The sequence below is a fragment of the Variovorax nitratireducens genome (assembly GCF_051216545.1).
Taxonomy (GTDB): domain Bacteria; phylum Pseudomonadota; class Gammaproteobacteria; order Burkholderiales; family Burkholderiaceae_C; genus Variovorax.
Genome location: NZ_JBPJZO010000004.1, coordinates 480,645 through 501,573 on the forward strand (window position 1 = coordinate 480,645; position 20,929 = coordinate 501,573).

Sequence of the window (20,929 nt, forward strand, 5' to 3'; positions counted from 1 at the left end):
AACGACTTCGGCGCCGCCTTTCTTACGGGCATTCCCTGAGGGGGGGTCTACTAAAGACTTGTACTCTCACTTCGCGTTCGAATACCGATGATCAGGAGACCGATCCCCATGAAATTCACACTCAAATTTGTAGCTGCCGGCGTCATGATGGCCGCCGCCGCAGGTGCTTTCGCCCAGAAGGGCGAAACCGTCAAGATCGCCATGATCGAGGGGCTTTCGGGCCCGTTCGCCAATGTGGGGCAGAACCAGCTCAAGAGCTGGCAACTGATGGCCCAGGAACTGAGCGGCGCGAAGAATCCCGCAGGCGTCAAGTTCGAGATCGTCGGAATGGACAGCAAGAGCTCGCCGCAGGAAGCGCTGAATCTGCTGAAAGCCGCCAGCGACCAGGGCTTTCGCTACGTCACGCAGGGCAACGGATCCAACGTGGCCGTTCCGTTGGCCGATGCCGTCGCCAAACACAACGAGCGCAACCCCGGCAAGGAAATCGTCTACTTGAACTACGCCGCGGTCGATCCGGTGCTCACGAACGAGAAATGCAGCTTCGCGCACTTCCGCCTCGATGCCGACACCTCGATGAAGATGGCTGCGTTGACGGCGTTCATGAAGGATCAGCCCAAGATCTCGAAGATCTACCTGATCAACCAGAACTATTCGCACGGGCAGCAGGTCTCCAAATTCTTCAAGGAAGGCCTCACCCGCAACCGGCCGGATGCCAAGATCGTGGGCGACGACCTGCATCCGCTGGGCCAGGTCAAGGACTTCGCACCCTACGTGGCCAAGATCAAGCAGTCGGGCGCCGACACCATCGTCACCGGCAACTGGGGTCAGGACATGACCCTGCTGATCAAGGCGCTGAACGATTCGGGCCTGAAGATTCCGATCTACGCGTACTACGCCGGCGTTTCCGGCACCCCGACGGCGCTGGCCGCAGGTGGCGATCTTGAGGTCTATCAAATCGCCTACAACCACTCCAACTACACCGGCGAGTTGGGCCGGCTGATGGCGGAGTTCAAGAAGAAGTTCAACGACGATTTCTACACTTTCTCGATCTACAACGGTGTCGTGGTTCTGGGCGAGGCGATGGCCAAGGCCAAGTCCACCGATCCGATGAAGGTTGCGGCAGCGATGGAAGGCCTGAAGTTCAAGGGATTCAACGGCGACAGCGAAATCCGCAAGACCGATCACCAGATGCAGCAAGGGCTCTGGATCTCGAAGTGGCAGAAGGTTGACGCCAAGAACAAATACAACGTCGAAAACACCGGCTACACCTTTGCACCGGTGAAGTACCTCGAACCCTACATCGCGAGCACGCCCACCAGCTGCGACATGAAGCGCCCGTTCTGAGGCGCACCACAACACAGCAGGCCGGCGAGTGACGGGAGTCGCTCACCGGCTTTTTTGTACACCGGCTTTTGCGAGCGCCAACAACGAACAAACACCGTGGAATTCTTTGTCATCTCCCTGCTGAACGGACTCAGCTACGGGCTGTTGTTGTTCATGCTGAGTTCGGGCCTGACCCTGATCTTCAGCATGATGGGCGTGCTCAATTTCGCGCACACCAGCTTCTACATGCTCGGCGCCTATTTCGCGTACACGATCTCCGGCGTGCTGGGCTTCTGGCCGGCATTGGTGATCGCGCCCCTGGTGGTTTTTGTGCTCGGCGCGCTGTTCGAACGCTACAGCTTGCGACGCGTTCACAAGTTCGGACATGTGCCTGAACTGCTCGTCACCTTCGGTTTGTCCTACCTGATTCTGGAACTCGTGCAGTTGATCTGGGGCCGTGCAACGGTTCCGTACGGCCTGCCAGAGCAATTGCAAGGCCCGCTGTTCTCGCTGTATGGCACGCAGTTCCCCAAGTCGCGCTCGTTCATCATGCTGCTCGCCATGCTGATGCTGCTGTCGGTCTGGCTGTTGCTGACGCGCACCCGTATCGGGCTGGTGATACAGGCCGCGCTGACCCACCCCGAAACGGTGGAGGCACTGGGCCACAACGTGCCGCGTATCTTCATGCTGGTGTTTGGCGGCGGCGCTGCGCTCGCCGCGCTGGCCGGCGTGATCGGCGGCAACACCTATGTGACCGAGCCGGCCATGGCGGGCGCGGTGGGATCCATCGTGTTCGTGGTCGTGGTGGTGGGCGGCATGGGCTCGCTCGCGGGCGCGTTCCTCGCGTCGTTGCTCATCGGCGTGCTGCAGACCTTCGCGGTCGCGATCGACCAGTCGATGGCGTCGGGCCTCCAGGCGATCGGCATCACCGTCACCGACAAGACCTTTGGCTACGAACTGCTGCAGCTCAGCGTCGCACAGGTGGCGCCGATCCTGCCGTACCTGCTGTTGGTGCTGATCCTGATATTCCGGCCCAAGGGTCTCCTCGGCAAGCGGGAAGGTTGAGATGACGTCTACCAACTACTACCGTTTCAAGCCCTGGAACATCGGGCGCGTGCTGATCTGGACCTTGTTCGCGCTGATGCTGATCGTTTCTCCGCTGCTGTTTCGCAGCAGCCTGGCGCTCACCATGCTGTCGCAGATGGGCTACCTGACCATCATCTGCCTGAGCTACAACATCCTGCTGGGGCAGGGCGGCATGCTGAGCTTCGGGCACGCCGTCTACACCGGGCTGGGCGCGTTCGTTGCCGTCCACGCGATGAACCTGGCCGCTGCAAAGGGGGGCGTGCCGATTCCACTGGTGGCGATACCGCTGGTGGGCGGCCTTGCAGGCTTGCTGTTCGCGATCCTGCTGGGTTATGTCACGACCAAGAAGTCCGGCACCACCTTCGCCATGATCACGCTGGGCATCGGCGAGCTGGTGGCCGCCATGTCGCTCATGTTTCCGGGGTTCTTCGGCGGCGAGGGCGGCGTGACGACCAACCGCACCTATGGCTCGTTCTTCGGATGGACATTCGGCCCGCAGATCCAGGTGTACTACCTGATCGCCGCCTACTGCTTCATCTGCACCGCGCTGATGTTCGCGTTCACCGGCACGCCCCTGGGGCGCATGCTAAACGCGGTGCGCGACAACCCCGAGCGGGTGGAATTCATCGGCTACGACACGCAGCGGGTGCGTTACCTGGGCTTCATCATCGCCGGCTTTTTCGCGGGCATCGGGGGCGCGCTGGCTTCCATCAATTTCGAGATCGTCAACGCGTCCGACAGCTTGAGCGGCGTGCGCTCCGGTGGCTACCTGCTGTTCACTTTCCTGGGCGGCGCCACCTTTTTCTTCGGCCCCATCATCGGCGCAGTGCTGCTGGTGCTGGCGTCGGTGCTGTTGTCGGAATTGACCAAGGCCTGGCTGCTCTACCTCGGACTCGTGTTCCTGTTCATGGTGATGTACGCGCCGGGCGGCGTGGCCAGCCTGATCATGATGAACCTGCGGGTTGCCAGGTTCGGCAAGTTCAACCGCCTTTGGGGCCTCTATGGCGGGCTGCTGCTAACCGGCGCGGTCATGGTCGTCGCCGCCGCCGCCATCGTCGAAATGGTTTATCACATGCAGCTCAATGCGGCCCTCGGCGACACCGTCAACTTCATGGGCATCGAGCTCGACACGACCCGTGCGACCAGCTGGATCGGTGTTGCCGCGCTGCTGGCCATCGGCGTGGCACTGGTTGAAGTGGTTCGCCGGCGCTTCGCGCGGGTCTGGGGGCAGGCGCAGGAAGAAATAGAAGCCGAGATCAAACGGCGGGAGACGGCTTGATGGCCTACGCACTGGAATTGAAGGCTCTGCGCAAGAGCTTCGGCAAGACCGACATCATCCGTGGTGTCGACCTCGCCGTGAGCGCGGGCGAGCGCATCGCGGTGATCGGCCCCAACGGCGCCGGCAAATCGACGCTGTTCAACCTGATCAGCGGCCGGCTCATGCCGAGCAGCGGCGAGGTGCTGCTGAACGGCCAGCGCATCGACGGCAAGCAGCCTTACGAGATCAACCGGCTGGGCTTGTCGCGCAGCTTCCAGATCACCAACATCTTTCCCAAGCTCAGCGTGTTCGAGAACCTGCGCTGCGGCGTGCTGTGGAGCCTGGGGTACCGCTACACCTTCCTGCGCTTTCTCTCCAACCTCGATGACGCCAACGAGCGCACCGAAGAACTGGTGCGCCAGGTCGGCCTCGAGAGGAAGCGCGATGTGCATGCTGTCAACCTCACCTACGCCGAGCAGCGCGCGCTGGAAATCGGCGTGACCATCGCCGGCGGCGCCGGCGTGATCCTGCTCGACGAGCCGACGGCCGGCATGAGCAAGACGGAAACCTCGCATTTCATTGCGCTGATCAAGCAGGTGACGATCGGCAAGACGCTGCTCACGGTCGAGCACGACATGGGGGTGGTGTTCGGGCTGGCCGACAAGATCGCCGTGGTGGTTTATGGCGAGGTGATCGCCTTCGACACGCCCGATGCGGTGCGTGCCAACGCCAAGGTGCAGGAGGCCTATCTGGGCTCCTCGGTGGCAGATGCGCAGGTGGGGCACTGATATGTTGAAACTTCAGGACATTCACGGCTACTACGGCAAGAGCCATGTGCTGCACGGCGTTTCGTTCGAGGTCGGGCCGGGCGAGATCGTCGCGCTGCTCGGGCGCAACGGCTCCGGCCGCTCGACCACCGCCAAGGCCATCATGGGCCTGGTGCATGCCGAAGGGCAGATCCACTGGAAGGGCCAGGACATCCTGCGCAAGAAGGCCTACGAGATCGCGCACCTCGGCATCGGCTACGTTCCCGAGAACCGCGACATCTTTCCCAAGCTCACGGTGTCGCAGAACCTGCTGCTGGGGCAAAAGGGCGCCGGCAAGGGCAGCCGCTGGACGTTCAAGGACATGTACGAGATGTTCCCGCGGCTCAAGGAGCGCGAGCACACCGAGGCCGGCGTGCTTTCGGGCGGCGAGCAGCAGATGCTCACCCTGTGCCGCACCCTGATGGGCGACCCCGACCTGATCATCATCGACGAGCCAACCGAAGGCCTGGCGCCCAAGATCGTCGAACTGGTCGGCCAGTACCTGCAGACGCTCAAGGCCAAGGGCATCTCGGTGCTGCTGATCGAGCAGAAGCTCACCATCGCCATGCACATCTCGGACCGTGCGCTGGTAATGGGGCACGGCAGCATCGTGTTCGACGGCACACCCAACAGTCTTCGGGCCGATGCGACCACCCGCAAAGAGTGGCTCGAAGTCTGACGGCTTCGGTCGTTGTCCCGGCAGCGACTGATGCGTTTTGTGCGGTCATGCAAAACGCCTAGAATTTCGCAAAAAAGAACACTCGTGCTTTTTGGAGGCAACCGGGGGTGCGCAAGGCGCCGCCGGTGTTCTGTGTTCTCTCACCGGCTCTTCGATTTTTCATTTCCCTACTTAAGGAACGCAGCATGACGGCTGAATACAAAGTGCTCGGCGATGTCGCCGTGATCACCATGACCAATCCCCCGGTCAACGGTCTCGGCCACTCGACCCGCATCGGCATCACCGACGGCCTGGCCAAGGCCAACAGCGACGCAGCCGTCAAGTCGATCGTTCTCACCGGCGCCGGCAAGGCGTTCTCGGGCGGCGCCGACATCAAGGAATTCGGCACGCCCAAGGCGCTGCAGGAGCCCAACCTGCTGAGCGTGATCCTAGCGCTCGAAGCCTCGCCCAAGCCGATCGTGGCGGCGATCCATTCGGTCTGCATGGGCGGCGGTCTTGAACTGGCCATGGGCTGCCACTATCGCGTGGTCTCGCCCGGCACCAGTGTCGCGCTGCCCGAAGTCAAGCTGGGCCTGTTGCCCGGTGCCGGCGGCACGCAGCGTCTGCCGCGCCTGCTGGGTGTCGAGACCGCGCTGAACATGATCGTCAGCGGCGAGGCCGTCAAGAGCGAACTGCTGGCCTCGGCCCCGGGCCAGAAGCTGTTCGACAAGCTGGCCGCCTCGCCCGAGTCGGTGTTCGACGAAGCAGTCGAATTTGCCAAGTCGGTGGCGGCGAAGGGCGGCGAACTGCCGCTGGTGCGCAATCTGCCGTGCAAGCATCCGCAGGGCGATGCCTACTTCCAGTTCGCCAAGAACATGGTCGGCGGCATGTCGAAGAACTATCCGGCACCGCTCAAGTGCGTCGATGCCGTGCAGGCCGCCACCCAGATGAAGTTCGACGACGGCATGGCCGAGGAGCGCCGCCTGTTCATCGCGCTGATGTTCACGCCCGAATCCCTGTCGCTGCGCCATCTGTTCATGGCCGAGCGCGCGGCGAGCAAGATCCCCGACGTGGCGGACGACACGCCGCAGCGCGCCGTCAAGTCGGTCGGCGTGATCGGTGCCGGCACCATGGGCGGCGGCATCTCGATGAATTTCCTGAACGCCGGCATCCCGGTCAAGATCCTCGAGATGAAGCAGGACGCGCTCGACCGCGGCGTCGCCACGATCAAGAAGAACTACGAAGCCCAGGTCAAGAAGGGCAAGCTCAAGCAGGACAAGTACGACCAGCGCATGGCCTTGCTGACCACCACGCTGAGCTACGACGACCTGAAGGACTGCGACCTGATCATCGAAGCCGTGTTCGAAGAGCTCGGCGTCAAGGAAGCGGTGTTCAAGGAACTGGACCGCGTGGCCAAGCCCGGGGCCATCCTGGCCTCCAACACCTCGACGCTCGACGTCGACAAGATCGCCGCCTTCACCAAGCGTCCGCAGGATGTGGTTGGCATGCACTTCTTCAGCCCGGCCAACGTGATGAAGCTGCTCGAAGTGGTGCGCGGCAAGGCCACCGCCAAGGACGTGCTGGCCACGGTGATGGCGATTGGCAAGAAGATCAAGAAGACCTCGGTGGTCTCGGGCGTGTGCGACGGCTTCATCGGCAACCGCATGATCGAGCAATACAGCCGCCAGGCCGGTTTCCTGCTGGACGAAGGCGCCACGCCGCAGCAGGTCGACAAGGCCGTCGAGAAGTTCGGCTTTGCCATGGGCCCGTTCCGCATGGGCGACCTGGCCGGCAACGACATCGGCTGGGCCATCCGCAAGCGCCGCGCCACCGAGCGCGCCGACATGAAGTACAGCCGCACCGCCGACAAGCTCTGCGAGCTGGGTCGCTTCGGCCAGAAGACCGGCGCGGGCTGGTACGACTACCAGGCCGGCAAGCGCGATGCGATCCCGAGCCAGGTCGTGCTCGACCTGATCGAGAAGCACCGCAAGGACGAAGGCATCACGCCGCGCAAAATCAGCGACGAAGAAATCGTCCAGCGCCTGGTGTACGCGCTGGTCAACGAAGGCGCGCACATCCTTGAAGACGGCATCGCCAGCAAGTCGGGTGACATCGACATGGTGTACCTGACCGGCTACGGCTTTCCGATCTTCCGCGGTGGCCCGATGCACTACGCTGGCCAGGTCGGCCTGTATAACGTGGCCGAGTCGATGAAGCGCTTCGCGAAGAACCCGCACGACGACGCGAGCTTTTGGCAGCCTGCGCCGCTGATCCAGAAGCTGGTGGCCGAAGGCAAGAACTTCAGCTGAAGCCGAGGCAGGCCGCAACCGTGATCAAACGCGTTTTTCTCGCGCTGCTGCTCGTGCTTCTGGCACTGGCGGCTGCGGTTGCGGTCAACACGCTGCGCACGCCGTCGCGCCAGATCACGGTGGCGCCCGCGCCCCGGCTTGCCATCGACCTGCAGGCTGCCGCGCAACGGCTGGCTGGCGCGATCCCGATGCGCACGGTGTCGAGCCTTGACGATGCCAAGGGCAACGACGCCGAGTTCGACAAGCTGCACGCCTACCTCGCGCAGCAGTTCCCCAAGGTGCACGCCACGCTCAAGAAGGAAGTGGTCGGCCAGAAGGCGCTGCTCTACACCTGGACGGGCACCGATCCGGCCGCCAAGCCGATCGCGTTGATGGCGCACCAGGACATGGTGCCGATCGCACCGGGCACCGAGAAGGCCTGGACGGTCGATCCCTTTGGTGGCGAGGTCAAGGACGGCTACATCTGGGGCCGCGGCACGCTCGACAACAAGAGCAACCTGTTCGCGCAGATGGAAGCCATCGAGCTGCTGATCGGCAGCGGCTTCCAGCCGAAACAGACCGTCTACCTCGTGATGGGCGACGACGAGGAGGTCAGCGGGCTGCGCGGGGCGCGCCCCATCGCCGAGCTGCTGAAGTCGCGCGGCATCGAGCTCGACTGGGTGCTCGACGAAGGCCTGCTGGTGCTCGACGGCGTGCTGCCGGGCCTTGGCAAGCCGGCCGCGCTGATCGGCCTGGCCGAGAAGGGCTACGCGACGTTCTTCCTCACGCTCGACACCGCGCCGGGCCATTCCTCGATGCCGCCGCAACACAGCGCGATCGGCAGCATGAGCGCCGCGCTGGCCCGGCTCGAGGCCAACCAGATGCCGGGCGCCATCCAGGGCGTTGCGGGCGAGATGTTCGGCACGCTGGCACCCGAGATGGGCGGCATCAACCGCGTGATGCTGTCCAACCTGTGGCTCACCGGCCCGTTGGTGGCGGGCCAGCTCGCGAAGAGCCCGAGCAGCAATGCGATGCTGCGCACCACCACCGCGCTGACCATCGTGCGCGCCGGCAACAAGGACAACGTGCTGCCGGGCCGGGCCGAGGCGGCCGTCAACTTTCGTGTGCTGCCGGGCGACACGCTGGCCAGCGTCGAAGCACATCTGCGCAAATCGCTGGGCAACGACGCGATCCAGGTCAAGGCCTACCCGGGCAACTCCGAGCCCTCGCCGGTGTCGCCGACCGACAGTACCGGCTACCGCGCAGTGCAGCAGGCGGTGCGCCAGGTGTTCCCCGACGCCGTGGTTGCGCCCGGCCTGATGACCGCGGCCACCGATTCGCGCCATTTCAGCCTGGTGAGCAAGGCGGTGTTCCGCTTCTCGCCAATCCGCGTGAAGAGCGAGGATCTGGCGCGCTTTCATGGCAACAACGAGCGCGTGTCGATCGCCAATTACGCCGAGATGATCGGCTTCTATCACCAGCTGCTGCGCAACACGGCGCAGCCGGACTGACCCTTCCTTTTTTTCCTCTTTCTCAAAGGACATCACCATGACCAGCGCCGTCATCGTCTCCACCGCCCGCACCCCGCTCGCCAAGAGCTGGAAAGGCGCTTTCAACATGACGCACGGCGCCACGCTTGGCGGCCATGCGGTGCAGCATGCCGTGCAGCGTGCCGGCATCGACCCGGCATCGGTCGACGACGTGATCATGGGTTGCGCCACGCCCGAAGGCGCCACCGGCTCGAACATCGCACGCCAGATCGCACTGCGCGCCGGCCTGCCGGTGACGACCTCGGGCATGACCATCAACCGCTTCTGCTCGTCGGGCCTGCAGACCATCGCCACCGCAGCCCAGCGCATCATCGCGGGCGAGGGCGAGGTCTACGTGGCTGGCGGCGTCGAAAGCATTTCGTGCGTGCAGAACGAAGCCAACAAGCACATGCTGGCCGACCCCTGGCTGGTGAAGCACAAGCCCGAGATCTACTGGAACATGCTGCAGACGGCCGAGCAGGTTGCCAAGCGCTACAACATCGGCCGCGACGCCATGGACGAATACGGCGCCGCCAGCCAGCAGAAGGCCACCGCCGCGCTCGAAGCCGGCCGCTTCAAGGACGAGATCGCGCCGATCACCGTGCTGGCCGGCGTGGCCGACGCGGTGATGGGCCTGCGCACCAAGGAAGTGACGATCGAAAACGACGAGGGCATCCGCGCGGGCACCACCAAGGAAGGCATTAGCGGCATCCGTTCGGCCATGCCCGGCGGCCTGATCTCGGCCGGCAATGCCAGCCAGTTCTCGGACGGTGGCGGCGCCTGCGTGCTGGTCGACGAGAAGTACGCGCAGCAAAAGGGCCTGAAGCCGATCGGCCGCTTCCTCGGCTTTGCGGTCGCAGGTTGCGAGCCCGATGAAATGGGTATCGGCCCGGTGTTCGCCATTCCCAAGGTGCTCAAGCGCCTGGGCCTCACGGTCAACGACATCGACCTGTGGGAACTGAACGAAGCCTTCGCGGTGCAGGTGATCTACTGCCGCGACAAGCTCGGCATCCCGGCCGACCGCCTGAACGTGGACGGCGGCGCCATCGCCGTGGGCCACCCCTACGGCGTGAGCGGCCAGCGCCTGACCGGCCACGCGCTCATCGAAGGCAAGCGCCGCGGCGCGAAGAAGGTGCTGGTCACGATGTGCATCGGCGGCGGCATGGGCGCTGCGGGCGTGTTCGAAATTCTTTGACTCTCCCCCAGGCTGCGGCGCACTGCGTGTCGCCTCCGCCAACCCCCTTCCGGGGGCAACACCAGCGGCCCGGCTGAGCCGGTTCCGCGGTGTTTCTCGAACGGGCCTGGCTTTGCCGGCCGATGGGTGGCCACCGGGCAAAGGCGGCCCGCCTCAACATGAAGATCCGACCATGAGCCTGCGTCCCACCCTCGACTTTCTGCTCTACGACTGGCTCGATGCCGGCGCGCTGAGCCAGCGCGAGCGCTTTGCCGACCATTCGCGCGAAACCTTCGACGCAGTGCTCGACACCTGCGAGCGCATCGCGCGCGAAAAGTACGCGCCGGCCAATCGCATCGTCGATACGCAGGAGCCGCACTTCGATGGCGAGAAGGTGATCCTGCCGCAGGCCACGCACGACGCGCACAAGGCTTTCGTCGAGTCCGGCATGCTGAGCGCAGCGCAGGACTACGACATCGGCGGCATGCAGTTGCCCTACACGCTGCAGGCGGCGGCCAACAGCTTCTTCGCAATGGCGTCGGTCAGCATCGGTTCGGGCATGCTGACGAGTGGCAATGCCAACCTGCTGATGGTGCACGGCACCGGGATGCAGAAAGAGGTGTTTGCGAAAAACGAGTTCTCGGGTCGCTGGGCCGGCACGATGTGCCTGTCGGAGCCGCAGGCCGGCTCGTCGCTGAGCGACGTGGCCACGCGCGCCGTGCCCGACGGTTCCGACTACCAGGACGACCCGCTCGGCCCGCGCTATCGCCTGACCGGCAACAAGATGTGGATCTCGTCGGGCGACCATGAGCTGACCGAGAACATCGTGCACATCGTGCTGGCCAAGATCCCCGACGCGAACGGCAAGCTCGTGCCCGGAACACGCGGCATCTCGCTGTTCATCGTGCCCAAGCGCATGGTGAACACGCAGGGCGAGCTGACCGGCGAGCGCAACGACGTGGCACTCGCGGGCCTCAACCACAAGCTGGGCTGGCGCGGCACCACCAACACGCTGCTGAACTTCGGCGAAGGCAAGTACCCGGTCGACGGCAAGGCCGGCGCCGTGGGCTACCTGGTCGGCGCGCCCGGCAAGGGCCTGCACTGTATGTTCCACATGATGAACGAGGCCCGCATTGGCGTGGGCACAGCGGCGGCCATGCTCGGCATGGCGGGCTATTACGCCTCGCTCGACTACGCCAAATCGCGGCCGCAGGGCAGGGCGGTGCACAAGGCCGGTGCCGACGGCGGCGTGGTCAAGGACTCGGCGAGCCCGCAGGTTCGCATCATCGAGCATGCCGACGTGCGCCGCATGCTGCTCGCGCAGAAGGCGTACTGCGAAGGCGCGCTGGCGCTGGAGCTGTATTGCGCGCGGCTGGTCGACGTCCAGAAAACCGGCAATGCCGAGGAAGCCGACGAGGCCCGCCTGCTGCTCGAAGTGCTCACGCCCATCGCCAAGAGCTGGCCCAGCGAGTGGTGCCTGGAAGCGAACTCGCTCGCGATCCAGATCCACGGCGGCTACGGCTACACGCGCGATTTCCCGGTGGAGCAGTACTGGCGCGACAACCGCCTGAACATGATCCACGAAGGCACGCACGGCATCCAGGCCGCCGACCTGCTGGGCCGCAAGGTGCTGATGGAAAACGGCCGCGGCCTGAAGCTGCTGGCAGGCCGCATCACCGAGACCATCGCGCGCGCCGCGCAGGTGCCGGAGCTGGCGCCGCACTCGCGGGCGCTGGGCGAAGCGCTGCAACGCGTGGGCAGCGCGACGCAGGCGGCCTGGTCGACCGGCGACCCGCAGGCTGCGCTGGCCAATGCCGTGCCCTATATGCAGGCTTTCGGCCACACTGTGCTGGCCTGGATCTGGCTCGATGTGGCCACTCGCGCGCTGGCGCTCGACGGCGCAAAATCGATCCCGTCCACCGCCGGAAGAACGGGCGCCGCAGCCTACTTCTTCCATTACGAACTGCCCAAGATCGGCGCCTGGCTCAACGTGGTGGAAAGCCGCGACGCGACCTGCACCGAACTGTCTGAGGAAGCGTTCTGATGAACGCCGGAAGCTACATGCCCCAACTGAATTCAAGCAAGCCACCCAAGCCCCACGCCCGGCTCGAAAACTGGATCTGGATCCTGATCTACGGCGGCCTGTTCCTGGTGATCCTCGGCATCGCCAGTGGCCGCACCGACGCTACGACCGGCTGGCTGCTGGCGATCCCCGGCGCGGTGGCGACCGCGGTCGGCATCGTGCTGATCTACGTGCGCTCGCGCCTGCCGTCATGAGCCGCCAACGCCCCCGCCCAACGCCACTGCCGTCGCCTGCGGAGCGACAGGCTTTCGGCCGCGACCAGCGCAAGCGCTTCGAGCGCGAGGAACTCGCGCAGGCGCCCGTGCCGAGCGCCGCTGGGCGCGATCCGCTCGGCTGGCTCAAGGCCTCGAACCGCCGGCGCGTGCCGGAGCTGGTGGCGGTGCGCCATGGCCGCATGCTGGCCAACCCGTTGGCTTTTTACCGCGGCGCCGCCTCCCTGATGGCGAACGACCTGGCAACGCTGCCGCACAGCGGGGTGATGACGCAGCTTTGCGGCGATGCCCATCTTGCGAACTTTGGCTTTTTCGCAAGCCCGGAACGTGCGCTGGTGTTCGACATCAACGACTTCGACGAAACGCTGCAAGGCCCGTTCGACTGGGATCTGCGGCGCCTGGCCACCTCGTTCGTGGTGGCGGCGCGCGAACTGGGCTTCAAGGCGCGCGTCGGCGGCGATGCGGTCGACCGGCTGGCCGATGCCTACCGCGAGCGCATGCGCCGCTTCGCCCGCATGGACACGCTGGAAGCCTGGTACCTGCGTCTCACGTCGCAAACGCTGCTGAAGCTCGGCGACGAAGACGAAGCCGAGCTGGCCGTCATCAAGAAGGCGCGCCGCAGCACCGCGCGCGTGTTCGCGCAGGAAGCCACCGAGGTGGTCGACGGCCGCCTGATGATTCGGGACCAGCCGCCGTTCGTCTACCACGACGCCACCGCCACGCAACGCGAGATCCGCCGCTTTCGCGCCGGGCTGCCGGCCTTTCTGGCGCAGTACCGCGCCAGCCTGCCGCCGGAACGGCAACGACTGCTCGACCGCTACGAGCTGCACGACGTGGCCGTACTCACGCCGGGCGTCGGCTCGGTCGGGCGGCGCTGCTTTCTGCTGCTGCTGGTGGCCGACCAGCGCCATCCGCTGTTCCTGCAATGCAAGGAGGCGGGCGCCTCGGTGCTCGAGGCCCACCTTGGCGCGTCGCCGGCCGGCTCGCCCGGACAGCGCGTCGTCGAAGGCCAGCGGCTGGCGCAGGCCGCCAGCGACGTGTTCCTGGGGTGGGCCGACGTGCCGGGTGCCAACGGCTTCTACGTGCGCCAGCTGCGCGACATGAAAGCCGCCTACAAGCTCGAGGATTTCAGCCCGGCCGACCTGGTCGAGTTCGCCGAGGCCTGCGGCTACGGTCTGGCACGCGCCCATGCCAAGGGCGGCGACGCCTGGGCCATCACCGGCTACCTCGGCCGCTCGAAACGCTTCAACACCGCGTTGGCCCGCTTTGCTGAGGCCTATGCCGATGTGAACCAGGCCGACTGGGAGCAGCTTGCCGCCGCAGTGGCCGCGGGCCGCTTCGCCGCCTTCGTAACCGAGGACGAGGCCGCCTGACGGCCGTCCGATCCCTTTTTCATCATCTTCGGAGACACCATGAACCCCCGCACCGTCCAGCAACTGTTCGACCTCACCGGCAAGACCGCGCTCATTACCGGCGGCTCGCGCGGCCTCGGCCTGCAGATGGCGCACGCGCTCGGCGAAGCCGGCGCGAAGATCATGCTGAGTTCGCGCAAGGCCGATGACCTGGAGCAGGCCGCTGCCGAATTGCAGGCGGCCGGCATCGATGCCCGCTGGATCGCCGCCGACTGCTCGAAAGAGGAAGACACGCGCCGTCTGGCGGACGAGACGCTGGAGCGCATGGGCGCGGTCGACATCCTGGTCAACAACGCGGGCGCCAGCTGGGGCGCGCCGGCCGAGAGCCACCCGGTCGAGGCCTGGGACAAGGTGATGAACCTCAACGTGCGTGGCTACTTCATCCTGTCGCAGCAGATTGCCAACGCCTACATGATCCCCAAGAAGACCGGCCGCATCATCAACATCGCGTCGATCGCCGGCCTCAACGGCAACCCGCCCGAGATGAGCACGCTGGCCTACAACACCTCGAAGACGGCGGTGATCGGTTTCACCAAAACGCTCGCGGCCGAATGGGGCAAGTACAACATCAACGTCAACGCGATCTGCCCGGGCTTCTTCATGACCAAGATGGCGGCCACGCTGATCAAGTCGATCGGCGAGGAAAAGATGGCCAACGCCGCGCCGCTCAGGCGCCTGGGCGACGACGAAGACCTGAAGGGCCTGACGCTGCTGTACGCGAGCGATGCCGGCAAGCACATCACCGGCCAGTGGCTGGCGGTGGACGGCGGCGTAAGCGTGGTTCTGGGGGCGGCGTGACCATGACCCCCACGCTCCGTCACTTCGTGTACTCGCTGCCCCCTGAGGGGGCCGCATCCGCCTTGGGGCGGCCCGGCGGCGGATCACCATGAGTCTTTCATTCGGTGTCGCGATCCCGTTCGTCGACCACCTCGGCTTCACGCTCGAGCGCTTCGAGAACGGCGAATCCGAGCTTCACTACACGGCGCAGCCCGAGCACCTCAACAGCTTCTTCGTCACGCATGGCGGTGCCTGCATGACGCTGATGGACGTGACCATGGCCGCGGCGGCGCGCAGCGTTCAGCCCGAGATGGGCGTGGTCACCATCGAGATGAAGACCAGCTTCATGCAGCCCGCACGCGGCGCGCTGGTGGGCAAGGGACGGCTGCTGCACCGCACCGCGACCATGGCCTTTACCGAGGCGATGATCTACGACAGCGCCGGGCGCCTTTGCTCCCACAGCACCGGCACCTTCAAGTACGTCAAGCGCCTGCCGGTCAGCGGCAACTCAGTGCACGCCATGCAGCCGCTCTCCACCGACTGATTCTTCAAGAGACAAACCACCATGCCAGTCAACAAGCAGATCCACCTCGACAACCGCCCCGAAGGCGAAGCCACCGCCGGCAACTTCAAGCTGGTGACAGCCGAAACCACCGCGCTGCAGGACAACCAGGTGCTGGTGCGCCACCACTACATGAGCCTCGATCCGTACATGCGTGGCCGCATGAACGACTCGAAGAGCTATACCGCCAACCAGCCCGTCGGCCAGGTGTTCCAGGGCGGCACGGTCGGCGAGGTGGTCGAGAGCAGGCATCCCAAATACGCCGTTGGCGACAAGGTCGTCGGTTTCGGCGGCTGGCAGGAATACAGCGTGGTCGATGCCTCGGTGCCGGGTGCGCTCAAGAAGGTCGACACCACCCATGTGCCGCTGTCGCACTACCTCGGCGCGGTTGGCATGCCGGGCGTGACGGCGTGGTACGGCCTGGTCAAGATCATCGCGCCGAAAGAGGGCGAAACCGTCGTCATCACCGCCGCCTCGGGCGCGGTCGGCAGTGCCTTCGGTGCGCTGGCCAAGGCGCGCGGCTGCCGCGTGGTCGGCATTGCGGGCGGGCCGGACAAGTGCAAGTATGTGACCGACGAGCTCGGCTTCGACGCGTGCATCGACTACCGCGCGCACCCGGATGTGAAGAGCATGAGCACGGCGCTGAAAGAAGCCTGCCCCGATGGCATCGACGGCTATTTCGAAAACGTCGGCGGCTACATCTTCGATGCGGTGCTGCTGCGCTGCAATGCGTTTGCGCGCGTGGCGCTGTGCGGAATGATCGCCGGGTACGACGGCGCGCCGATGCCGCTCGCCAACCCGGCACTGTTCCTGATCAACCGCATCAAGCTCGAAGGCTTTATCGTGAGCGAGCACATGGAAGTCTGGCCGGAGGCGCTGGCCGAGCTCGGCAAGCTTGTCGCCACCGGCAAGCTCAGGCCGCGCGAGTCGATCGCGCAGGGCATCGAGGCCGCGCCTGAAGCCTTCCTGGGACTGCTCAAGGGCAAGAACTTCGGCAAGCAATTGGTCAAGCTGATCTAGTCTTTACCGCGACGGGGGTTGGCGATGGAAACGACACATGAAGTCTTCAACCAGCCCGCACCCCTCGCGGGCTACAACCTGTTCGAAACCAACCGGGCGCTGCGCGATGGCTTGAAGTTCAACGCGCCCGCGCTGCAGACGACCGCGCTGCGCGAGCTCGGCGAAACCATCGGCTCGGCCGACATGCAGATGCATGCGCGGCTGGCCAACGTGCACGCGCCGCAGCTGCACACGCACGACCGCTTCGGCCGCCGCATCGACGAGGTGGAGTTCCATCCGAGCTATCACGTGCTGATGAAGGCGGCGGTGGGGGCTGGGCTGCATGGCACGCCTTGGGGCAGCCCTCACCCCAGCCCTCTCCCGGAGGGAAAGGGAGCAAATGCCTCCGCACACGTCAAGCGCGCCGCTGGCTTCATGCTCTTCACCGAGCTGGAGCCGTCGATGCTGTGCCCGATCTCGATGAGCTACGCGGTCACGCCCGCGCTGCGCAGCAATGCCGCGATCTACGCCGACTGGGGGCCGAAGCTCACAAGCCTCTGGTACGACCCCGAACTCAAATCTTTCCAGGACAAACCCGGCGTGACCATGGGCATGGGCATGACCGAGAAGCAGGGCGGCTCCGACGTGCGGGCCAACACCACGCGTGGCGTGCGCACCGGCAGCGATGCCTGGGGCGAGCGCTACGAGATCACCGGCCACAAGTGGTTCTTCTCCGCCCCGATGTGCGACGCCTTCCTCGTGCTCGCGCAGGCGCCGGCCGGGCTGTCGTGCTTTTTCCTGCCGCGCATCTTGCCCGACGGCGAACGCAATGCCATCCATATCCAGCGCCTGAAGGACAAGCTCGGCAACAAGGCCAATGCGAGTTCCGAAGTCGAGTTCCACGGCGCCACCGCCTGGGCGGTCGGCGAAGAGGGCCGCGGCGTTCCGCAGATCCTCGAAATGGGAACGATGACGCGGCTCGACTGTGCGCTCGGCACCAGCGGGCTGATGCGGCAGGCGCTGAGCCTGGCGCTGAACCACACGGCGCAACGCAGCGCCTTCGGCAAACCGCTGATCGAGCAGCCGCTCATGAAGAACGTGCTGGCCGATCTCGCGCTCGAAAGCGAAGCCGCCACCGCGCTTGCGCTCCGACTCGCCCGCGCCTTCGACCGCCCCGACGACGAACACGAGCGCGTCATGGCGCGGCTGCTCACGCCGGTCGCCAAGTTCTGGATCTGCAAGCGCGGCAGCCACTTTGCGCAGGAGGCGATGGAGTGCCTTGGCGGCAACGGCTATGTGGAAGAGGGGGGCGAGGGGGTGATGGCGCGCGTCTACCGCGAGATGCCCCTCAACTCGATCTGGGAAGGGGCCGGCAACATCATGGCGCTCGACCTGCTGCGGAGCCTGCGCAAGGGCGACGCCGCTGCGGCGCTCGCAAAGGAACTGGCCCCGGCGCGCGGCCAGCACGTGGCACTCGACCGGCTGGCCGACGCGCTGCCGGCGCGCGTTGAGGCCATGGCCACCGAGATGGAAGCGCGCCGGCTCGCGCAGGACGTGGCGCTGGCCGTGCAGGCCGCGCTGCTCGCGCAGACCGCACCGCCCGAAGTGGTCGGCGCCTTCTGCGCTTCACGCCTGGGTGGCGACTGGGGCCAGGCCTTCGGCACGCTGGGAACCGGCACCGATTTCGATTCGATCATCCGGCGCGCGCAGCCGCGCTGAACACTACAGTCAAGCACCTACAGGAACAACAAATGCCCGACCTGATCCTCCACCACTACACCACCTCGCCGTTCTCCGAGAAAGTGCGCCTGATCCTCGGCGCTAAAAAGCTGCCGTGGAAGTCGGTCTTCATCCCGCTGATGATGCCCAAGCCCGACGTGGAAGTGCTCACCGGCGGCTACCGCAAGACGCCGTTCCTGCAGATCGGCGCCGACATGTACTGCGACAGCGCGCTGATCGCCGATGTGCTGGAGCACCTTCAACCCGAAGCCACGCTGTACCCGGAGCCCGAGAAGGGCATGTCGCGCATCCTCGCGCAATGGGCCGACACCACCTTGTTCTGGGCTGCGATGGCCTGGAGCCTGCAGCCCCTGGGTGCGGCCGAAGTGTTCGCCAAGGCGCCGCCTGAAGCCGCCAAGGCCTTCGGTGAAGACCGCGGCAAGATGAGCGCCGGCAACATGACGCGCCTGCGCCCGGCCGATGCCACCAGCGCCTACAAGTCGTACCTGCGCCGCTTGTCGGACATGCTCGACGACAAGCCCTACCTGCTAGGCGAAGTGCCGTGCATCGCCGATTTCTCGGCCTACCACCCGCTCTGGTACACGCGCCGAATCGAGGCGGTGCGGCGCATTCTCGACCTCACCCCCGCGGTGCTCGACTGGATGGATCGCATGGCCGCCATCGGCCATGGCGCGCCGGAGAAGTTCAGCGCCGACGAGGCCATTGCAGCGGCCAAGGCCGCGACGCCACACACCCTGCTGACCGACAGCACCTTCCAGGACGACCACGGAATCCCGCTCGGCAGCGCGGTCACGGTTCGCGCCGAGAGCTTCGGCCTCGAAGAGACAGCCGGCACGCTGGTGGCCGCCACGCGCACGCACTACACGCTGGAGCGCAGCGCCGATCGCGTCGGTACGGTGCACGTGCACTTCCCGCGCATCGGCTACGTGTTGCGCAAGGCAGAGGCCTGAGCGGCTTGGCCAAGACAATCGATGACCCGCTCGATAGCCGTTCGACCTGCAGCCCCCGCAGACTACGCGGCCTGGCGGCCGCTCTGGGACGGCTACAACACCTTCTACGGCCGGCACGGCGAAACGGCGCTTGCCGAGCACGTCACCCTGTCGACGTGGCAACGCTTCTTCGAGCCCGACGAACCCGTGTTTGCGCTGGTCGCGGAGGACGAGGGGCAGGTCGTCGGCCTCGCGCACTATCTGTTCCACCGCAGCATGATCCGGATCGAAAACGTGTGCTACCTGAGCGATCTGTTCACGCTCCCGACCCTCCGCGGCCGCGGGATCGGGCGCTCGCTGATCGAGGGCGTCTACGCGCAGGCCGCTGCGGCCGGCGCGACGCGGGTGTACTGGCAGACCCATGAGAGCAACGCGGCAGGCCGGCTGCTCTACGACAAGGTGGCCAGCTACCAGGGGTCTCTGGTGTACGTGCGCGAGCTGTAGGCGTCGCCCGCAGGACAGGCGAATCGGGGCCGATGCGGGTTCAATACCCGGCAGGCCAGAGACATCAACCGACCAAGGACAGCTTTCATGATTCAGGATTTCAAGGGCACGACCGCCGTTCTCACCGGCGCAGGCTCGGGCTTCGGCCTCGAATGCGCGCGCATCGGCGCCGCCCGCGGCATGAACCTGGTGCTGGTCGACGTGCAGCAGGACGCGCTCGACAAGGCCCGGGTCGAGATGGAGGCCGCTGGCGCGCAGGTGCTGGCGCGCAAGGTCGACGTGGCCGATGCCGCGCAGATGGAGCAGCTCGCCGCTGACGTCAAGGTGCGCTTCGGTGCGCCGCATTTCGTCTTCAACAACGCCGGCGTCGGTGCGGGCGGCCTGGTGTGGGAAAACACCGTGGCCGACTGGGAATGGGTGCTGGGCGTCGACGTGTGGGGCGTGATCCACGGCGTGCGCCTGTTCACGCCGATGATGCTGGAGGCCGCCGCCAAGGATCCGTCGTACCGCGGGCACATCACCAACACGGCGAGCATGGCTGGCCTGCTGACGCCGCCGAACATGGGCATCTACAACGCGGCCAAGGCTGCGGTGGTGAGCCTTACCGAAACGCTGTACCAGGACTTGACGCTCGTCACCGACCAGATCGGCGCCAGCCTGCTGTGCCCTTACTTCGTGCCCACCGGCATCACCAGCAGCGAGCGCAACCGTCCCAACGCGCCGAAGAACGACCAGCTCACCCGCAGCCAGCTCATCGGCCAGGCCATGAGCAACAAGGCCGTGAGCAGCGGCAAGGTCACCGCGGTCGAGGTGGCGAACAAGGTGTTCGACGCAATCACTGCCAACCAGTTCTACGTGTTCAGCCACCCCAAGGCGCTGGGCAATGTGAGGAGCCGCATGGAAAACATCGTGTCGATGACCAACCCGGCCGATCCGTTCCTGGAGCGGCCCGACATCGGCGCCGGCTTGCGCGCGGCGCTGCGCGCGGGCTGATTCCGGCGCCGGGCGTCTTCAGCGGGGCGCATCGCCCGTCACCGCGACCAGCCGGGTCAGCAGCGTGAGTTGCTCCGTCTGCAGCGCCAGCAGTTGCTGCCACTGCGCTTCGCGCAGCTGGTCGACCTTGTCGTGCAGCAGCATGATTTCCAGCTCGGCCTTGAGGTTGACCTCGTAGTCGTGCTCGGCCCGGACGCGGTCTTTTTCGGACTGGCGGTTCTGCGACATCAGGATGATCGGCGCCTGGATGGCGGCCAGCATCGAGAGGAACAGATTCAGCAGGATGTAGGGGTAGGGGTCGAAGCTGCTGCCGCGCGTGGCGGCAAGCACGGCATTGAGCCCGACCCAGACCAGCATCGTGGCCGCGAAGAGCCCGACGAAAGTCCAGGAACCACCGAACCGCGCCACCGCGTCGGCCGCGCGCTGTCCCGCGCTCTGGCCGGTTTCGAGTTCCCGGGCGATGTTGCGCGCGATGTGCGTGCGCTGTGCGATGTGCCGCGCGACCGTTCTGGCCGGCGCGTCGTCACGAGGTGCGTCGCTTGCGTCCGCAGGGGGTTGCTTGCGCTTGCGTATGATTTGCGGCTCCTCGAACACGG

Annotated in this window: 19 protein-coding genes; 18 read left to right on the top strand and 1 reads right to left on the bottom strand. The window is 65.6% G+C overall.

Annotated features, from left to right (window positions below; genetic code table 11):
• Window positions 1-108: 108 nt before the first annotated feature.
• The 18 genes from ACSFA8_RS14430 (at window position 109) to ACSFA8_RS14515 (ending at window position 20,333) form a co-directional block, all read left to right on the top strand.
• Complete coding sequence (locus tag ACSFA8_RS14430) at window positions 109-1,344, top strand: branched-chain amino acid ABC transporter substrate-binding protein (protein WP_435480187.1); 1,236 nt, start codon at window positions 109-111, stop codon at window positions 1,342-1,344.
• A 96-nt stretch (window positions 1,345-1,440) separates the two neighbouring features.
• A complete protein-coding gene (locus ACSFA8_RS14435; RefSeq protein WP_435480188.1) occupies window positions 1,441-2,388 on the top strand; it encodes a branched-chain amino acid ABC transporter permease in 948 nt (315 codons plus the stop codon).
• Window position 2,389: 1 nt separating this feature from the next.
• Complete coding sequence (locus ACSFA8_RS14440) at window positions 2,390-3,688, top strand: branched-chain amino acid ABC transporter permease (protein ID WP_435480189.1); 1,299 nt, start codon at window positions 2,390-2,392, stop codon at window positions 3,686-3,688.
• The gene (locus ACSFA8_RS14445; protein WP_435480190.1) at window positions 3,688-4,455 is read left to right on the top strand and encodes an ABC transporter ATP-binding protein; all 768 of its coding nucleotides are present in this window, start codon (window positions 3,688-3,690) and stop codon (window positions 4,453-4,455) included. Before ACSFA8_RS14440 ends, ACSFA8_RS14445 begins: the two co-directional genes overlap by 1 nt.
• 1 nt (window position 4,456) lies before the next feature.
• On the top strand, window positions 4,457-5,152 hold the full coding sequence (locus ACSFA8_RS14450; protein ID WP_435480191.1) for an ABC transporter ATP-binding protein: 696 nt from the start codon (window positions 4,457-4,459) through the stop codon (window positions 5,150-5,152).
• Window positions 5,153-5,337: 185 nt separating this feature from the next.
• Window positions 5,338-7,440 carry a 3-hydroxyacyl-CoA dehydrogenase NAD-binding domain-containing protein gene (locus ACSFA8_RS14455; protein WP_435480192.1) on the top strand — a complete coding sequence of 701 codons (2,103 nt, stop codon included), beginning with the start codon at window positions 5,338-5,340 and terminating at the stop codon, window positions 7,438-7,440.
• Window positions 7,441-7,460: 20 nt separating this feature from the next.
• Complete coding sequence (locus ACSFA8_RS14460; RefSeq protein WP_435480193.1) at window positions 7,461-8,930, top strand: M20 family peptidase; 1,470 nt, start codon at window positions 7,461-7,463, stop codon at window positions 8,928-8,930.
• A 37-nt stretch (window positions 8,931-8,967) separates the two neighbouring features.
• The gene (locus ACSFA8_RS14465; RefSeq protein WP_435480194.1) at window positions 8,968-10,143 is read left to right on the top strand and encodes an acetyl-CoA C-acyltransferase; all 1,176 of its coding nucleotides are present in this window, start codon (window positions 8,968-8,970) and stop codon (window positions 10,141-10,143) included.
• 172 nt (window positions 10,144-10,315) lie between these two features.
• Entirely contained in the window at window positions 10,316-12,166 is a 1,851-nt protein-coding gene (locus ACSFA8_RS14470) for an acyl-CoA dehydrogenase (RefSeq protein ID WP_435480195.1), read from the top strand.
• A complete protein-coding gene (locus tag ACSFA8_RS14475; protein ID WP_435480196.1) occupies window positions 12,166-12,399 on the top strand; it encodes a hypothetical protein in 234 nt (77 codons plus the stop codon). Before ACSFA8_RS14470 ends, ACSFA8_RS14475 begins: the two co-directional genes overlap by 1 nt.
• Entirely contained in the window at window positions 12,396-13,790 is a 1,395-nt protein-coding gene (locus ACSFA8_RS14480) for a DUF2252 domain-containing protein (protein ID WP_435480197.1), read from the top strand. The genes ACSFA8_RS14475 and ACSFA8_RS14480 overlap by 4 nt, the downstream gene beginning before the upstream one ends.
• Window positions 13,791-13,829: 39 nt before the next feature.
• The gene (locus tag ACSFA8_RS14485) at window positions 13,830-14,627 is read left to right on the top strand and encodes an SDR family oxidoreductase (RefSeq protein ID WP_435480198.1); all 798 of its coding nucleotides are present in this window, start codon (window positions 13,830-13,832) and stop codon (window positions 14,625-14,627) included.
• Between the two features lie 88 nt (window positions 14,628-14,715).
• Window positions 14,716-15,150, top strand: a complete 435-nt coding sequence (locus ACSFA8_RS14490; RefSeq protein ID WP_435480199.1) for a PaaI family thioesterase — start codon at window positions 14,716-14,718, stop codon at window positions 15,148-15,150.
• 21 nt (window positions 15,151-15,171) lie between these two features.
• On the top strand, window positions 15,172-16,188 hold the full coding sequence (locus ACSFA8_RS14495) for an NADP-dependent oxidoreductase (protein ID WP_435480200.1): 1,017 nt from the start codon (window positions 15,172-15,174) through the stop codon (window positions 16,186-16,188).
• 24 nt (window positions 16,189-16,212) lie between these two features.
• Entirely contained in the window at window positions 16,213-17,886 is a 1,674-nt protein-coding gene (locus ACSFA8_RS14500) for an isovaleryl-CoA dehydrogenase (protein ID WP_435480201.1), read from the top strand.
• 32 nt (window positions 17,887-17,918) lie between these two features.
• The gene (locus ACSFA8_RS14505) at window positions 17,919-18,857 is read left to right on the top strand and encodes a glutathione S-transferase family protein (RefSeq protein WP_435480202.1); all 939 of its coding nucleotides are present in this window, start codon (window positions 17,919-17,921) and stop codon (window positions 18,855-18,857) included.
• A gap of 21 nt (window positions 18,858-18,878) precedes the next feature.
• Window positions 18,879-19,340: a GNAT family N-acetyltransferase gene (locus ACSFA8_RS14510; protein ID WP_435480203.1), complete on the top strand. Its 462-nt coding sequence runs from the start codon at window positions 18,879-18,881 to the stop codon at window positions 19,338-19,340.
• 87 nt (window positions 19,341-19,427) lie between these two features.
• Window positions 19,428-20,333, top strand: coding sequence for an SDR family oxidoreductase (locus tag ACSFA8_RS14515; protein ID WP_435480204.1), 906 nt, complete (start codon window positions 19,428-19,430; stop codon window positions 20,331-20,333).
• Window positions 20,334-20,351: 18 nt separating this feature from the next.
• Here ACSFA8_RS14515 and ACSFA8_RS14520 read toward each other — a convergent pair whose 3' ends face one another.
• Window positions 20,352-20,909, bottom strand: a complete 558-nt coding sequence (locus tag ACSFA8_RS14520) for a DUF1003 domain-containing protein (protein WP_435480222.1) — start codon at window positions 20,907-20,909, stop codon at window positions 20,352-20,354.
• Between the last annotated feature and the right edge of the window lie 20 nt (window positions 20,910-20,929).

Coding starts and splice junctions, on each gene's coding strand:
- ACSFA8_RS14430 (WP_435480187.1), top strand. CDS start 109: ATGAAATTCACACTCAAATTTGTAGCTGCCGGCGTCATGATGGCCGCC.
- ACSFA8_RS14440 (WP_435480189.1), top strand. CDS start 2,390: ATGACGTCTACCAACTACTACCGTTTCAAGCCCTGGAACATCGGGCGC.
- ACSFA8_RS14445 (WP_435480190.1), top strand. CDS start 3,688: ATGGCCTACGCACTGGAATTGAAGGCTCTGCGCAAGAGCTTCGGCAAG.
- ACSFA8_RS14450 (WP_435480191.1), top strand. CDS start 4,457: ATGTTGAAACTTCAGGACATTCACGGCTACTACGGCAAGAGCCATGTG.
- ACSFA8_RS14455 (WP_435480192.1), top strand. CDS start 5,338: ATGACGGCTGAATACAAAGTGCTCGGCGATGTCGCCGTGATCACCATG.
- ACSFA8_RS14465 (WP_435480194.1), top strand. CDS start 8,968: ATGACCAGCGCCGTCATCGTCTCCACCGCCCGCACCCCGCTCGCCAAG.
- ACSFA8_RS14470 (WP_435480195.1), top strand. CDS start 10,316: ATGAGCCTGCGTCCCACCCTCGACTTTCTGCTCTACGACTGGCTCGAT.
- ACSFA8_RS14475 (WP_435480196.1), top strand. CDS start 12,166: ATGAACGCCGGAAGCTACATGCCCCAACTGAATTCAAGCAAGCCACCC.
- ACSFA8_RS14480 (WP_435480197.1), top strand. CDS start 12,396: ATGAGCCGCCAACGCCCCCGCCCAACGCCACTGCCGTCGCCTGCGGAG.
- ACSFA8_RS14485 (WP_435480198.1), top strand. CDS start 13,830: ATGAACCCCCGCACCGTCCAGCAACTGTTCGACCTCACCGGCAAGACC.
- ACSFA8_RS14490 (WP_435480199.1), top strand. CDS start 14,716: ATGAGTCTTTCATTCGGTGTCGCGATCCCGTTCGTCGACCACCTCGGC.
- ACSFA8_RS14495 (WP_435480200.1), top strand. CDS start 15,172: ATGCCAGTCAACAAGCAGATCCACCTCGACAACCGCCCCGAAGGCGAA.
- ACSFA8_RS14500 (WP_435480201.1), top strand. CDS start 16,213: ATGGAAACGACACATGAAGTCTTCAACCAGCCCGCACCCCTCGCGGGC.
- ACSFA8_RS14505 (WP_435480202.1), top strand. CDS start 17,919: ATGCCCGACCTGATCCTCCACCACTACACCACCTCGCCGTTCTCCGAG.
- ACSFA8_RS14510 (WP_435480203.1), top strand. CDS start 18,879: ATGACCCGCTCGATAGCCGTTCGACCTGCAGCCCCCGCAGACTACGCG.
- ACSFA8_RS14515 (WP_435480204.1), top strand. CDS start 19,428: ATGATTCAGGATTTCAAGGGCACGACCGCCGTTCTCACCGGCGCAGGC.